Consider the following 14,856-nt stretch of genomic DNA (forward strand, 5'->3'; position numbering starts at 1 on the left):
CGCTCCGAACTGGCGGCCGGCGGCCGTGAGCCGAAGCTCCAGCCGGATAAGCTCCAGCCCGGTATCGTCCACCTTGGCCTGGGGGCCTTCGCCCGGGCCCACACCGCCGTCTTCACCGAAGACGCCATGGCCGCCACCGGCGACTACGCGTGGGGAATCATCGGTGTTACCCAGCGTTCAGCTACCGTGGCCCGGCAGCTCGCCCCGCAGGATGGGCTGTTCACCGTGGCCGAGCGCGGCGAGGGGGCCGCACCTTTGCGGCTGGTCTCAAGCATCGTCGAGGCCATTTCGGGGCGGGAGAACCCGCAACTTGTTGTTGACCGGATCGCCGCGCCGCCCACAAAAGTGGTGACCCTCACCATCACGGAAAAGGGATACCGCTTCGATCCGCAAACGCGCACCCTGGACCTCACGGACGCAGAGGTGCAGGCGGACCTCACCGGCCGGGCCCCGCACACTGCGATCGGACAAATTACCCGAGGCCTCCAACAGCGCGCCCGTCTCGGCGCCGGACCGGTTTCCGTGGTCTCCTGCGACAACCTGCCGGGCAACGGTGAACTCACCGGCACACTGGTAGCGGACTTCGCCGCCGCATTGCCACCGGCTGAAAGCGGACCCCTGCTGGCCTGGCTGAAGGAGAACGTCACGTTCCCCAGCACCATGGTGGACCGCATGGTGCCGGCCACCACCGAAGCCGACCTGGCCGCCGTCGAGCAGGAGCTCGGACTCCGGGACGAAGCAGCCGTGGTGGCCGAGCCCTTCAAACAGTGGGTCCTCGAGGACCGCTTTGCCGCGGGACGCCCGCGCTGGGAGGATGCCGGTGCCCTCTTCAGCAACGACGTCGCCGCCTGGGAAGCTGCCAAGCTGCGGCTGCTCAACGCCAGCCACTCCATGCTCGCCTACCTGGGCCTCACCGCGGGCAGGGAAACCATCAGCGACGCCGTGAACGTGGACCCCTTCCGGGTAGCCTGCCGGCGGATGATGCTTGAGGAAGCCCTGCCCAGCATTACCCTGCCGGCCGGGCTGGATGGGGAACAGTATTGCGCGGAGGTCCTGCGCAGGTTCGCCAACCCCGCCTTGGGGCACACCACGGCGAAGGTGGGCAGCGACGGCTCGCAAAAAATCGGACTGCGGTTGCTCGCCACTATCCGGGGCACCTTCGACGCCGGCGGGGAACCGAAGTGGGCCGCGCTCGCCGTGGCCGCCTGGATGCACCACGTGGCCACCAGCGCCGAAGCTGACCTTAATGACCCGCTGGCGGCAGACCTGCAGGCGGCACTGCCTGCCGGCCGCACGGCGGACAGTGTGGTGCCTGCCCTGCTCGGGTTCCGCCCCGTTTTCGACCAGGACCTGGCGGAGCACGAGGGGTTCAGGAAACTGGTCCTGGACTGGTACCGCACCATCGAGACTCACGGGCCGGACGGCCTGGGAAAGAAGATCAACCATGGCTGACGCATCGAGCGTCCTTCGCATTTCGCCCGTTATCCCGGTGGTCACCATCGACGATCCCCAGGACGCCGTTCCCCTCGCCCGTGCCCTCGTGGACGGCGGCGTTGGCATCATCGAGCTCACGCTCCGCACCGACTCCGCGCTGACCTCCCTGAAACTGATTGCCGAGGAAGTGCCGGACATCCTGGTGGGCGCCGGCACCATCCTTGCTCCCGGCCAGGCAGACGCCGCAGTTTCGGCAGGGGCACGGTTCCTGGTCAGTCCCGGAGTTACCCCGGCCCTGCTGGCCCACATGCTTACGCTCGACGTCCCGGTGCTGCCTGGAGTGGCCACCGTGGGCGAGGTCATGGCAGTCCTGGAGAGCGGGTTGGACGCCATGAAATTCTTCCCGGCAGGACCTGCGGGTGGGCCGTCCTACCTTGCGGCCATCGGCGCGCCCGTACCGCACGTGCAGTTCTGCCCCACTGGCGGGATCAGCCTGGCCACCGCACCGGACTACCTGAAGCTTCCCAACGTGTCCTGCGTGGGCGGCAGCTGGCTGACGCCGGCGGACGCCGTTGCGGCCAAGGACTGGGCCCGCATTACAAGCCTTGCGGCCGGGGCGGCGGCGTTGGCCAGGTGATCAGCCCCCGTTCGTTGCGGCGCGCACTTGGGCTTTGTCGTGCTCGGCGTGCGCGCTGCGCAGCAGGGTCATGAACTCGGTCTCGTTGCGGATGAGCTTCTTGTACTTCTCGGGCAGCTTACGGATCTGGTCCTCCTCGCGGCACATGGCGGCGAAAATCTTGTCCCGTTCCGCCATGTCCGTCTCGTAGTTGAGGTCCAGATATTCGTTGGCGTGCCGCTTGGCGCCGGAGACGGCGTTCTTGGCCTTGCCCTTGGAGCTGAAGACGGAGGCCAGGATGGTCACCACCAGCACACCGAGGATCACGGCCAGGGAAACACCCGTGCTGACTTCCACCACATTCACGTGCTGGCCGTCGTTGATGAACGGCAGGGTGTTCTCGTGCAGGGCGTGCAGGATCAGCTTCACGCCGATAAAGCCCAGGATGACCGCCAGGCCGTACGAGAGGAAGATCAGCCGGTCCAGCAGACCGTCAATCAGGAAGAACAACTGGCGCAGGCCCATCAGCGAGAAAGCCGTGGCCGTGAAGACGATATACACGTTCTGGGTCAGGCCGAAGATGGCCGGGATGGAATCCAGCGCGAAAAGCAGATCCGTGCCGCCGAGGGCCACCATTACCAGGAGCATCGGGGTGAGAACGCGCTTGCCGTTTTCGATGGTGAAGAGCTTGTCTCCGTCGTAGTGTTGCGAGGCCGGCAGGAACTTCTTGGCGAGCCGCACCACCAGCCCGTCCGCGTCCTCGTCGTCATGGTTTTCGGGCCGCAGCAGGTTTCCGGCGGTGATCAGCAGGATGAGGCCGAAGAGATAGAACACCCAGGCGAACCTGTTGATCAACGTGGCGCCGACGAAAATAAAGGCCGTCCGGGCGATCAGCGAGAAGACGATGCCGAACAGGAGCACCTTCTGCTGGTGCGCCCGAGGCACCCTGAAACTGGCCATGATGATGAGGAACACAAAGAGGTTGTCGACGGAGAGCGCCTCTTCCGTAACGTAGCCGGCGAAGTACTCGGTGCCCATCGTTGGCCCGCCGAACACCAGCACACCCAGCCCGAAAACCAGCGCAATCCCCACATAAATCGCGGACCACGTGGCGGATTCCTTCAGCGAGGGCGTATGGGCCTTCCGCACATGGAAAAAGAAATCGAAAGCCAGGAGGCCAACAATCCCCACGATGGTCAGCGTCCAGACATAGGAGGGTACGTCCATGGTGCATGCCTTTCGTTGGAGTCTCCCCCCAGCCTACTCAGGCAGGCTTGAGGAGTTCATGCTCCACGACGGCGGTACGGGACAACGTCTTGTAGCCCTCCTGTTCGAACAGAACAGTAATAACGTCGTCCTCGTGCCGCATCACCAGGCCCGGTCCCCATTCCTTGTGGATCACGGAGGACTGCAGCGGGAACGGCTCGTCGGCAATTTCGGCGGCCTGCCCGCCGGGCCCCGGCCCGCCGTCATCGTTAGTGTCCTTTGGGGCGCCGTGCGACTCCGCCTGCTTGGCGGCTTCAGCGCACGCGTCGCAGTTGCCGCACGGCTCGGGCAGTTCCTCACCGAAGTAGCCCAGCAGGAACTGCCGCCGGCAGCTGTCTGTCTCCGCGTAGGCGCGCATCATGGTGAGCCGCGACTGGTCCACGCGTTGCCGGGCCTCAGCGAGTTCGACGGCGCGCTGGACCAGGGCGGACAGCTTGGCTTTGGACGTGAGGCGGATCCCTCGCTTGCCTGACGTGACCGCTCCGGCCTCCTCCAGCTGGTTCACCAGGCCGGTGACACGGCGCACCGGGAAGTCTGTCAGCTCAGCCACTGACGCTTTCGGAGCCGGCGCTCCCGCGGACTTCAGGACCTTCAGGACGGCCAGCAGCCGGTCCGGATCGGGGGAGTGGGTGCCAAAGAACTTCCGCAGGCCAAGGTCCTCGGCGCGGTAATGCAGCACGGCTTCGGCAGGCTCACCGTCGCGCCCCGCCCGGCCGATCTCCTGGTAATACGCGTCCAGCGCTTCAGGAATGTCCGCGTGCACCACGAAACGGACATTCGGCTTGTCGATGCCCATCCCAAAAGCCGTGGTGGCGACCACCACATCCAGCTGGTCGTCCAGGAACAGCTCGTGGATGCGCTCCCGGTCAACAGCCGACCGGCCGGCGTGATAGGCCTCCGCGCGGAGTCCTTCCTTGGCCAGTTTTGCCGCGTACTTCTCGGTGTCCTTCCGGGTGGCGGCGTACAGCAGGCCCTGGCCCCGTTCCCTGGCCAGGCCCGACACCTGTTCCAGCACGGCCTTCCGCTTGCCCTTGTCCTCCTGGTGGCGGACCACATCGAGGCTGATGTTGGGCCGGTCGAAACCGTGCACCAGGATCAGCGGATCCTCCATGCCCAGCCGCTCGGCGATCTCGTCCCGCACGGGCGGTGATGCGGTGGCGGTGAGCGCTGCCACCGGCGGGCTGCCCAAGTGCTTGCGGACATTGCCCAGGTTGAGGTAGTCGGGACGGAAATCGTGGCCCCAGGAGGAGACACAATGTGCCTCGTCCACCACAAAGATGGAGATATCCAGCTTCCTGATCCGGTCCACGGTTTCCTGTTTGGCGAGCTGTTCAGGGGCAAGGAAGAGGAAGGTGGCCTTGCCGGTCTCTGCCGCCTGCCACGCCGCTTCAAGCTCCGAGCCGGTGTGGGAGGAGTTGATGGCGACGGCGGCTTCGTCACCGAGGTCCCCGGACAGCCCGTCAAGCTGGTCCTCCTGCAGGGCGATGAGCGGTGACACCACGACGGCGGGGCGTCCGGTTTTGTCCTTAAGGTACTCGGCAGCCACCTGATAGATGGCGGATTTACCGTAGCCGGTGGGCATGACGGCCAGGACGTCGCGGCCGCTGGCCAGGGCAGCCATGCCCGCCAACTGGCCATGACGGAGGTGGGGGAGGGAAAAGGAAGACGCCGCCAGGGCGGCAAGGGCGTGATCGTCGGACATAAGAAGCGGCTCCCACAGTGAATCCTGCGGCCGCTTGCTTCAGCCGAGGTAACCAGCCTAGCGCGGCCGGGACGCGCCGTCGTCAATGTGCGTCACTATGTGGAAAGCCTCCGCTCTTGTAGTGCACATATCCGTCGCTGTCCTTGACTTCCCGGCCACCCTGAACAAGTGTGGGAGGAACCGGCCCCGCGGCGCACGCACTGCATTTTGGGGCCGGGATAAGCGAGGAGAGTGCAGCGTGACGCGCAAAAATCCGAAGGTCGAAGAAGCCGACGAGTCTGAGCTTGAAGTGACCGGACACCCCAAGACCTGGGCTGCGGGAGTCCCCGGCGTCTACCACTCGATGCAGCCCGCCATCAAGCACATGGGTGTGGAGCGGTCGCGGAAAACCCTGCTGGCACTGAACCAGAAGGATGGGTTCGACTGCATGAGCTGCGCGTGGCCGGACCCGGGCCACCGCAAAACGTTCGAATTCTGCGAAAACGGGGCGAAGGCCGTCACCTGGGAAGCCACACCTGTAGTGGTCTCCTCGGAATTCTGGGCCGAGCATCCGGTCAGCGAGCTCCGGGAGCGGTCAGAGTACTGGCTGGGGATGCAGGGCCGGCTTACCGAACCCGTATACAAGCCGGCGGGCGAGGACCATTACCGGCCCGTGGGCTGGGACGAGGCGTTCGGCATCATCGCGGACAAGCTGACGTCCCTGCCGAGCCCTGACCAGGCAGCCTTCTACACCAGCGGCCGCACCTCCAATGAGGCCGCATTCCTGTACCAGCTGTTCATCCGCGGGTACGGCACCAACAACCTGCCGGACTGCTCCAACATGTGCCACGAGTCCTCCGGTTGGGGCATGGGCCAGACCATCGGGGTGGGCAAGGCCACCGTCTCCTACAACGACTATGCCAAGGCCAGCCTGATCATCATTCTGGGACAGAACCCGGGCACCAACCATCCGCGGATGCTCACCGCCCTGGAGGAAGCCAAGGAGGCCGGCGCCCAGATCGTAGCGGTCAATCCGTTGCCCGAGGCGGGACTGATGCGCTACAAGAACCCGCAGCGGGTGAAGGGCATCATCGGGCATGGCACGGACCTGGCCGACCAATTCCTGCAGATCCGGCTCGGCGGCGACATGGCGCTCCTGCAGGCCGTGTCCAAGCGGGTTCTCGAGGCAGAAGCCGCAGCGCCGGGGACCGTCCTGGACCAGCAGTTCCTTGAGGAGCACTGCCAGGGGCTTGAGGAACTCAAGGCACACCTTGCCACGCTGGACGAAGCCACCGTCCTTGAAGCCACCGGGCTCCGCTCGGAAGAGATCGACGAACTGGCGGACCGCTACCTTCGGGCGGACAAGGTGATCATCACCTGGGCCATGGGCATCACCCAGCACAAAAAGGCCGTGGCAACCATCAAGGAGATCATCAACCTGCTGCTGCTCCGCGGCAACATCGGCAAACCCGGTGCCGGTGCCTCGCCTATCCGCGGACACAGCAATGTCCAGGGCGACCGGACCATGGGAATCTGGGAGCAGATGCCCCCGGCGTTCCTGGACGCCCTCGGCCGGGAGTTCAGCTTCGACCCGCCGCGGGAGCATGGCGCGGACGCAGTGGAAACCATTCGGCAAATGCGCGACGGGCGGATCAAGGTTTTTGTGGGCCTGGGCGGCAACTTTGTGGGCGCCATGTCAGACACCCGCGCCGCGGAGGCTGCGATGGAGAACACTGAGTTGTCCGTCCAGATCTCCACGAAGCTCAACCACTCCCACGGTGTGACAGGGGCCGAAGCCTTGATCCTGCCCACCCTGGGCCGCACGGAAATAGACCGGCAGGAAACCGGCCCGCAGTTCGTTTCCGTGGAGGACACTGTCTGCGCGGTTCACGCCTCCCACGGAACGGTAGAACCGGTGGCGCCCGGGCTGTTGTCCGAAGTGGCGATTGTCAGCCGTCTTGCCCGGCGTGTGCTGGGCGACCGGATCGCCGCCGACTGGGTCGGCTTCGAAAAGGACTACGACCTCATTCGGGAGCACATCTCCCACGTGGTGGTTGGCTGCGAGGACTACAACCGGAAGATCCGCCAGGAGGGCGGGTTCATCCTGCCCAACGGGCCCCGGGACTCCCGGACGTTCAACACCCCCACGGGCAAGGCCATTCTCACCGTAAACGAACTCGAAGCCGTGGAACGTCCAAAAGGCACCTTGATCCTGCAGAGCTTGCGCTCGCACGACCAGTTCAACACCACCATCTACGGCCACAATGACCGTTACCGGGGCATCAAGAAGGGCCGCGAGGTGGTGTTCGTGAGCCCGGCGGACCTCGCCGAACTGGGGCTTGAGGACGGGCAGCATGTGGACATCCGGGGCGTTTACCCGGACAACGCGGAGCGCGTCCTGCGGAACTACCGGGTGGTGTCCTACCCCACGGCCCGCGGCTGCGCCGCAGCCTATTACCCGGAAGCCAATGTCCTGGTGCCCCTGGAGAGTGTGGCCGAGGGCAGCCAGACCCCTGCGTCCAAGGCCGTGATTGTAAAGCTCGAGCCGGTTCCGGTACTCGAAGAGGAGCCGACCGCCGCGGGTTAGCCGGTGGTTCAGCCTGTCGGAACCGGTCCGGACTCCGGCGGGCTCCACCTCCTACTGCCGTGGTGTCCGCCTACTGCGCAGTGTCCGCCCAGCCCTGGCTGGCGGGACCGCCGTCGTGCCCGTCCTCGCACAGGCCGAAGGCAACGTCCGCTGCCCGCTGTACTGCCGCACTGGAGGCATCCCGTGACCCTGCGCTGCCGGTCCCGGCTTCCAAGCCTGCGGCATAGCCCACCAGGAACGTGGTGACAGGAGCGGCCGGGTGGATTATCGAATCGGCGGACCGCCTGGCCAGGTCAAGGAGCAGCTCGTTATCCACCTTGAGGTCCAGGATCTGCAGCGCCTGGGCAAGCCTGTTGCTCCACTGGTCCAGCACTTGCGCTTCCTCGTCACTGACTGCCATTGGTCCGCTCCTTCGTCAACATTGGCCTGCTCGCTCTTCCGGTGCCGACACTACAAGGCTTCGCCCCGGAAGTCATCGGGGCACCAAAACCCCTAATCACAAAGAGGGTAGAGCCACCTCCCTTCAGGCTCTGGCACAGCCGCATGCCCCTGCCTAGACTGGGCGGACCCCAGCGCAGAAGCCCCGGCAAGACCAGGCGGCACATCAACCGTTAAGGGATCAACCGGCACCGGGCCACGCCCGCCATGGAATCATCTCCGGCCGAAGCAGGGACCTGCAGGGGTACTTCACCTACCCAGGATCACGGCGGCCGCCCTACCGGGCAGGCCTGACGACAGGAGAAACAGATGACAGGGAACAAAGCCGTTGCCTACAAGGAGCCAGGCAAGGTTGAAGTAATCGACATTGACTACCCAAGTTTCGAACTCAAGGACGGGCCGGGCGTCAACCCCGCGAACGTGGGGCGTGCCGTCAACCACGGGGTGATCCTTAAGACCGTGGCCACCAATATCTGCGGCTCGGACCAGCACATGGTGCGCGGTCGGACCACGGCTCCGCCCAACCTGGTGCTGGGGCACGAGATCACCGGTGAGGTAGTGGAGGTAGGGCGCGACGTCGAGTTCATCAAGGTGGGCGACCTCTGCTCCGTGCCGTTCAACATCGCCTGTGGCCGGTGCCGGAACTGCAAGGAGCGTAAGACCGGCATTTGCCTGAACGTGAACCCGGACCGCCCCGGCAGCGCCTACGGGTACGTGGACATGGGCGGCTGGGTGGGTGGCCAGGCCAACTACGTGCTGGTGCCGTACGCGGACTGGAACCTGCTTAAGTTCCCGGACAAGGACCGGGCCATGGAAAAAATCCTCGACCTGGCCATGCTCTCGGATATTTTCCCCACCGGGTTCCACGGCGCGGTGACGGCGGGCGTGGGAGTCGGGTCCACCGTGTACATTGCCGGAGCTGGTCCCGTGGGCCTCGCAGCGGCCACCAGCGCACATTTGCTGGGCGCCGCCGTCGTGATTGTTGGGGACCTCAACGAGGAACGGCTGGCGAGGGCGCGCAGCTTTGGCTGTGAAACGGTGGACCTTACCAAGGGAGGCCCGGCGGAGCAGATCGAGCAGATCCTCGGCGTGCCGGAGGTGGACTGCGGTGTGGACGCGGTGGGCTTCGAGGCGCGGGGACAAGGGCATGGCAAGGACGCCGAAGAGGCACCCGCCACCGTGCTGAACTCACTGATGGACATCACAGCGGCAGGCGGCGCGCTCGGCATCCCCGGACTGTACGTGACGGGCGATCCGGGCGGCATCGACGAGGCTGCCAAGAAAGGCTCGCTGAGCCTGAGCCTGGGCACTGGCTGGGCCAAGTCGCTGAGCTTCACCACAGGCCAGTGCCCGGTAATGAAGTACAACCGGCAGCTGATGATGGCCATCCTCAATGACAAGGTCAACATCGCCAAGAATGTCAATGCCAAGGCGATTCCTCTGGAAGAAGCGCCGAAGGGCTATGCGGAGTTCGACGCCGGTGCAGCCACCAAGTACATCCTCAACCCGAACGGATACCTGAGCTGACCGAACCGGTCCATTTTAAAGGGGAGGCGCACGGCGGACGGTGGTCTGCAAGGGAAACATCGATGCGGAAATAAGGGCCGCCCGGGCCGGGTTAGGCTTTGCAAGGGCAGCAACGCAACCGCATCGAAGGAGTCCCCTTGAGTGAGATCACCGTCCGCCACAACACCGGCCGCCAGCGTTTCGAGATCCTGGACGCCGGCAATGTGATCGGCAAGGCAGCGTATAAGGACTACGACGGCGGCGCTTCACCCCAGCGGATTTTCTACCACACCGTGATCAACGAGGAATACGGAGGCCAGGGCTTGGCGGGAAAGCTCGCCACAGCGGCCCTGGACGAGACGGCGGGCGCAGGGATAGGCATCGTTCCGGTCTGCCCCTTCATCAAAAAGTTCCTTGCCAAGCACCCGGAATACGCCGGCAGCGCCGTGGGTGTTGCGCCGGCCCACCTCGAATTCCTGGATGCGGCACTGGCGGCCCGCACCCGCTAAGGCTCGCCGGAGAGGCTTACAGGCAGCTCCCAAACTTCGATGATCTAATCAACATCGCATCGCGTGCACTGGGGCCCGCAGGATGCGGATCAGATTGTTTAAGTGGGACAGGAGCCCCTATGTCGGTGGACCAAAGACTGCGTGCGGTGCGGCAGGATATCCCGCATCCGCGTGCCCGGAAAAGGCTGGCGCTGCTGTTCACGGCGGTGGCGCTAGTGATCGTGGCCACCATCGTTCTTGCCGTGGTGCGGTCGGGGCCGCCGAACGGCATCACCACCCCGGTTCCGGCAGCTGTTCCCCAATCTCCCGTGGCCGTGGCTCCGGATTCGCTCCAGGACAACATCCAGTCCGTCCTTGACGACAACCCCGATTACCGGATCGGACTGGCCATGGCCGACATCACCGGTGACGCGGCACGCACGTTCGGGGACCAGGAAACGTTCACCGCCGCCAGCACGGCGAAGATCATCACGGCCGCCGCGTACTACCACCTGGTGGAAACCGGGGAAGCGGGCCTGGACGACCCCCTGGGGGACTACGACGCCGCGTTCCAGCTCGAGGCCATGGTCAACGAGAGCAACAACGATTCCTGGCTGCTGTTGATGGATGCCGTGGGCTACCCGCGGCTAACGGAGTACGCGGCCTCCATCGGCGTGGCCTACGACCCGGAGGAGAACCAACTGACTCCTGCCGGAATGGCCCTGGTCCTGAAACAGCTGTACGCCGGAGAACTGCTGAACAAGGACAACACTGCGCAGCTGCTGAGCTACATGCAGGACACGAACAACGAGGAACTGATTCCCGCCGCCTCCCAGGCCGGGATCGAGGTGTTCCACAAATACGGTGAGATCGACGGCGAACTCCACGACGCGGCCGTCCTGGCCTACCGCGGTTCCAGCTTTGTGCTCGTGATCTATACCGAAAATGCCGACGGCGTCCAGGACGAGGGGCAGGCTGAGGTCATCAGGGAGCTCACCGGCGTCGTCGAAAAAGCCTTGTTCCCTCCTGTCCGGGCAGGGAACAACGCACCCTAGGAGCGACCAAAGTCGCTAACGAATGCACCGGTGGGTAAGACTGTTTCCGTGAGCAACAATCCCCGGACTGCCCTGGCCGTCGCCGGCCTCAGCCTGGGCACGGCACTGAACCCCCTCAACTCCTCCATGATCGCAGTGGCCCTGGTGGTTCTCCGCGCCGACTTCGGGCTCGACGTCGCCGCGGTTACCTGGGTGATCACCTCGTTCTACCTGGCATCGGCAGCAGGGCAGCCCGTGATGGGCCGGTTGGCGGACCGTTTCGGGCCCCGGCGGATGTTTATGCTCGGCATGGCTTTGGTCGCCGTCACCTGCGCCCTGGCGCCGCTCGCGCCGAGCTTCGCCCTGCTGTGTGTTGCCCGCGCCGTGATGGCGTTGGGCACGGCAACGGCCTATCCCAGCGCGGTGGTGATGGTGGGGGCGGTAGCGCACCGGGCCAAAGTGGACTCCGCCCGGCCGTTGGGCCAGCTGCAGATGGCAAACACCTCTGCCGCGGCAGTGGGGCCGGTCGTCGGCGGGCTGCTGGTGAGCCTGGTGGGCTGGGAAGCACTGTTCCTGATCAACGTGCCGCTGGCGCTGGCCGCGCTGTTCATCGTGCGGCATGCAGCCCCCAGAGACGAGGCCCGGGAGCGCGGCAGCGTCGCCGAGCTGGTCAGGGACTCGGACATCCCCGGGATCCTGGCTTTCGTCTCCGCCCTGCTGCTGGTGATGATGGCGGCCCTGAACGTGGCGCCCGGCTACCGCTGGTGGATGCTTGCCGGCGGCACCCTGATAGCGGCCGTGTTCGCCTGGCGTGAGCTGCGCTTCAACCGGCCGTTCCTGGACCTGCGGCTGCTGGGTCGCAACCGGCCGCTGATGCTGGTGTACCTGGGCTTCGCGGTGTTCAGCAGCGTCTACTACTTCGTCTTCTTCGGCCTGCCCCAGCTGCTGCAGGAGGCAGGCAATTACAATCCCGGCGTCGTCGGCCTGCTGATGCTGCCGCTCGCCGCCATGTCGGTGGTGGCAACCCCGTGGGCCGTCAAGGCCATGGGAAGGTTCGGTGTGCGCGGGGTGCTGCTTGCCGGCGTCGTCCTTCTGACAGTGGCGGCCGCGCTGATGTGGCTGCTCGCCGGCACCCTGCTGATCCCGCTGGTGGTGGTGCTGACAGCACTTATGGGTGTCCCGTACGGAACGGTGAGCATCGCCACCAACCAGGGCATGTTCCTCTCCACCCGGCCGCAGGAGCGGGGCGTGGCGGCGGGCATCTACCAGACCTGCCGGTATGCCGGCGCGATCACCGCCACCGTGATGATCGGTGTGTTCGCAGCGGACGGCGTGCACCAGGAGAACTGGGCCCGGATGGTCCTGGCCATGCTGGTCCTGTGCGTCGTGACGTTCGGCGTGTGCGTGCTGTGGAGGCAGCGGACGGACTAGGCGGTCCGCGTGGCGGGCCGGGTTTATCGTGGAGATATGGCTTCTCCAAAGGTGCAGTTGTACCTCGACGTCACCGCGAAAGGCTTGTGCGTCCTGGGCGCGGCGTTGATGATCTTCGGCCGGGGCGCATGGTTCTACGTAGGCGTGGCCACCGTTGTCCTGGGCGTGCTGTTCATCGGCGGCTCACTGATGGCCACAAGTTCGCTGCGCAGACGCAGGTGGGACGGCACCCGCCGGACCTGAGTGCTTCTTGCCCGGCAGCGTGCCGTCCCGGGCGTCAGGTGTACATCAGCGAGCCCGGCGTGGTGAGCTTCTCGCCGGTTTCCAGCCAGGTCTTGAGGCCGGAGAGGATCATGGGCCAGCCGCCGTAAAGCTGTTCGTTGGCACCCTCGCGCAGGTCGCTGTGGGTGACGGTCAGGCGGCAGGAATCGCCCACGGGTTCGATGTCCCAGGTGATCTTGGAGGTGCCTTCGGCCTTGACGTCCTCGCCCCAGAGCGCGCGCATGGTCTGGACGAGCCGGCGGGGCGGATCCACTTCCAGGTTCTCGCCTTCACCCAAGGGTGCGCCCGCTTTGACGTTGTTCATGGTGAAGCGCCCGCCCGGGCTCCAGTCCGATTCGATGGTGTTCCCGAACTGGTACTTGCTGCGGATGTCGCTGTCCGTGATGGCTTCCCAAAGCCGCTCCGGCGTGGTTTTGATGTAGATCTCGAAGATTTTTTCCATGGGACTTTCCAATCTGGATTTGAGGTCGCTGAGGCCAGCGGCCCATGGTTCTGCGTATTTGCTCACCCAGCGGTCGTGGACGAGCCGGATGGGTACCGGGTTCAGGTAGTGCAGCTTTTCACGCCCCCGACGGCGGGCCACCACCAGTCCGGCCTCCTCCAGGATCTTGAGGTGCTTGGCGATCCCGAACCGGGTCATGGTGAAATGGGCCTCGAGGGCACCCAGGGTCTGGCCGTCCTCACGGAAGAGCTCGTCCAGTAAGTCCCTCCGGGTTGCGTCCGCCAGCGCCTTGAACACCGCATCCATAGGACCAATAATAGGTGACCGTATGGTCACCTATCAAGGGTTTCAGTTCCTCGACGCCAGCGTCTGGTCCCGGTCCTGGAACACCTCTTCACCGGGCCCGGTGAAGGCGCGCGAACGCTGCACCGCTTCAATCGAGCCGGTGAAAAGCTGCGACTCGTGGGGGTCGGCCGGGCCACGGGAGCCGTCCCGGCCGGAGGTGCCCAGCCCCCGGAGGGGTTGCTGACGGCGGGAGGAGGCGCCGCCGTCGGCCGCTGCCTCGGTCCATCGCTGCTGTGGCAGTGCCTCCGGATGGCCGTGCTGCAGGAAGGTGACCATGGCTTCGCGGATGAGGCAGCGAAGGTCGAAAAGGGCGGCGCTGTCCGCGGCACTGACCAGGATGCGGACGCGGACGAATCCGCCGGTGGCGTCGGTAATCTGCAGGACGCCCACGCGCTCGTCCCAGAGGTCGGTGCCTGCCAGGACGCTGCGCAGTTCGGCGCGCATGTCCTCCACGGGGGCGCGCCAGTCGAGGTCGAACTCCACGGTGCCCATCACTTCGGACTGCCGGCGGGTCCAGTTCTCGAACGGCGTGGTGGTGAAGTAGGTGGAGGGCAGGATCAGGCGCCGGTCGTCCCAGATGTGGACCACCACGTAGGTGAGGGTGATTTCCTCGATCCGGCCCCACTCCTTTTGGACCACCACCACATCGTCCACCCGGATGGCGTCCGTGAAGGCAAGCTGCATGCCGGCGAACACGTTCACCAGGGAGGTCTGGGCGGCGAGGCCTGCCACGATGGAGATGACACCTGCGGACGCCAGCAGTCCGGCGCCGAGGGCCTGGATGGCCGGGAAAGTCAGCATCACCGAGCCGACGGCGAGCACCACCACCAATGCCACGCCGATCCGCCGGGCCAGGATCATCTGGGTGCGCAGCCGCCGGGCGCGACGATTGTCCGCCACGTCCACGCTGTACCGGCCCAGGACCACCGATTCAACGATCAGCAGCACCGCCACTCCCAGCCAGGCCAGCGAGCCGATGAGTGCTATCAGGAGCAAATGGTCGACGGCGGGCAGCCAGCTTCTGCTCTCCGCCGTCAGTCCCAGCGCACTGCGGACGCCGATGAGGCACAGTGCCAGCCGCAGCGGCTGGCGGGCCACACGGGACGTGGCCTGCAGCTCGGGGCGCTTGCGGTTGAGGCGCAGGACGAGCTTGCGCAGCAGCCAGGACAGGACCAGTCCTGCGGCCACGGCAAGCGTGACGGAAAGGAAGGGCATGGCGGGATTAAGTACGTCTTGCATCCCTTAACCTCTACCAAGTTCCGGCGAAGGGACTGAAATCGAGGGGTGTGTGCTCCTGCCCCGTTCG

At 65.4% G+C, this 14,856-nt stretch carries 13 protein-coding genes; 8 read left to right on the forward strand and 5 right to left on the reverse strand.

All coding sequences use genetic code 11. The annotated features are described in order from the left end of the window. The first annotated feature begins 63 nt into the window (after positions 1-63). Together AC5RVY_RS14960 and eda are read left to right on the forward strand one after the other, a co-directional pair. Positions 64-1,452, forward strand: coding sequence for a mannitol dehydrogenase family protein (locus AC5RVY_RS14960; protein ID WP_493955640.1), 1,389 nt, complete (start codon positions 64-66; stop codon positions 1,450-1,452). Beyond that, complete coding sequence (gene eda / locus AC5RVY_RS14965; RefSeq protein WP_493955489.1) at positions 1,445-2,071, forward strand: bifunctional 4-hydroxy-2-oxoglutarate aldolase/2-dehydro-3-deoxy-phosphogluconate aldolase; 627 nt, start codon at positions 1,445-1,447, stop codon at positions 2,069-2,071. The genes AC5RVY_RS14960 and eda overlap by 8 nt, the downstream gene beginning before the upstream one ends. On the opposite strand, the gene AC5RVY_RS14970 is transcribed toward eda, so the two are convergent. Both AC5RVY_RS14970 and AC5RVY_RS14975 read right to left on the reverse strand, forming a co-directional pair. Further along, positions 2,072-3,277, reverse strand: coding sequence for a TerC family protein (locus tag AC5RVY_RS14970; RefSeq protein ID WP_493955490.1), 1,206 nt, complete (start codon positions 3,275-3,277; stop codon positions 2,072-2,074). It abuts the gene before it with no gap. A 37-nt stretch (positions 3,278-3,314) separates the two neighbouring features. Further along, positions 3,315-5,018, reverse strand: a complete 1,704-nt coding sequence (locus tag AC5RVY_RS14975) for a RecQ family ATP-dependent DNA helicase (RefSeq protein WP_493955491.1) — start codon at positions 5,016-5,018, stop codon at positions 3,315-3,317. A gap of 238 nt (positions 5,019-5,256) precedes the next feature. On the opposite strand from AC5RVY_RS14975, the gene AC5RVY_RS14980 reads away from it, so the two are divergent. Next, positions 5,257-7,584 carry an FdhF/YdeP family oxidoreductase gene (locus AC5RVY_RS14980; protein ID WP_493955492.1) on the forward strand — a complete coding sequence of 776 codons (2,328 nt, stop codon included), beginning with the start codon at positions 5,257-5,259 and terminating at the stop codon, positions 7,582-7,584. Positions 7,585-7,654: 70 nt separating this feature from the next. On the opposite strand, the gene AC5RVY_RS14985 is transcribed toward AC5RVY_RS14980, so the two are convergent. After that, the gene (locus AC5RVY_RS14985) at positions 7,655-7,984 is read right to left on the reverse strand and encodes a DUF6457 domain-containing protein (RefSeq protein WP_493955493.1); all 330 of its coding nucleotides are present in this window, start codon (positions 7,982-7,984) and stop codon (positions 7,655-7,657) included. Between the two features lie 347 nt (positions 7,985-8,331). Between AC5RVY_RS14985 and fdhA the strand changes: the two genes are divergently transcribed. The 5 genes from fdhA to AC5RVY_RS15010 all read left to right on the forward strand — a co-directional run bounded on the left by fdhA (position 8,332) and on the right by AC5RVY_RS15010 (position 12,724). Continuing rightward, positions 8,332-9,549 (forward strand): formaldehyde dehydrogenase, glutathione-independent, encoded by a 1,218-nt coding sequence (fdhA, locus tag AC5RVY_RS14990; RefSeq protein ID WP_493955494.1) that lies wholly within the window; start codon positions 8,332-8,334, stop codon positions 9,547-9,549. Positions 9,550-9,686: 137 nt separating this feature from the next. Next, positions 9,687-10,037 carry a GNAT family N-acetyltransferase gene (locus tag AC5RVY_RS14995; protein WP_493955495.1) on the forward strand — a complete coding sequence of 117 codons (351 nt, stop codon included), beginning with the start codon at positions 9,687-9,689 and terminating at the stop codon, positions 10,035-10,037. A 119-nt stretch (positions 10,038-10,156) separates the two neighbouring features. Then, positions 10,157-11,071 (forward strand): serine hydrolase, encoded by a 915-nt coding sequence (locus tag AC5RVY_RS15000; protein ID WP_493955496.1) that lies wholly within the window; start codon positions 10,157-10,159, stop codon positions 11,069-11,071. A 48-nt stretch (positions 11,072-11,119) separates the two neighbouring features. After that, positions 11,120-12,481 (forward strand): MFS transporter, encoded by a 1,362-nt coding sequence (locus tag AC5RVY_RS15005; protein ID WP_493955497.1) that lies wholly within the window; start codon positions 11,120-11,122, stop codon positions 12,479-12,481. 36 nt (positions 12,482-12,517) lie between these two features. Beyond that, positions 12,518-12,724, forward strand: a complete 207-nt coding sequence (locus AC5RVY_RS15010; RefSeq protein WP_493955498.1) for a hypothetical protein — start codon at positions 12,518-12,520, stop codon at positions 12,722-12,724. Positions 12,725-12,758: 34 nt separating this feature from the next. Here the strand turns inward: AC5RVY_RS15010 and AC5RVY_RS15015 are convergent, their stop codons facing one another. After that, positions 12,759-13,511: an ArsR/SmtB family transcription factor gene (locus tag AC5RVY_RS15015; protein ID WP_493955499.1), complete on the reverse strand. Its 753-nt coding sequence runs from the start codon at positions 13,509-13,511 to the stop codon at positions 12,759-12,761. Positions 13,512-13,553: 42 nt separating this feature from the next. Continuing rightward, positions 13,554-14,789, reverse strand: a complete 1,236-nt coding sequence (locus AC5RVY_RS15020) for a mechanosensitive ion channel family protein (protein ID WP_493955500.1) — start codon at positions 14,787-14,789, stop codon at positions 13,554-13,556. Between the last annotated feature and the right edge of the window lie 67 nt (positions 14,790-14,856).

It is taken from the genome of Arthrobacter sp. Ha26, from assembly GCF_059091705.1.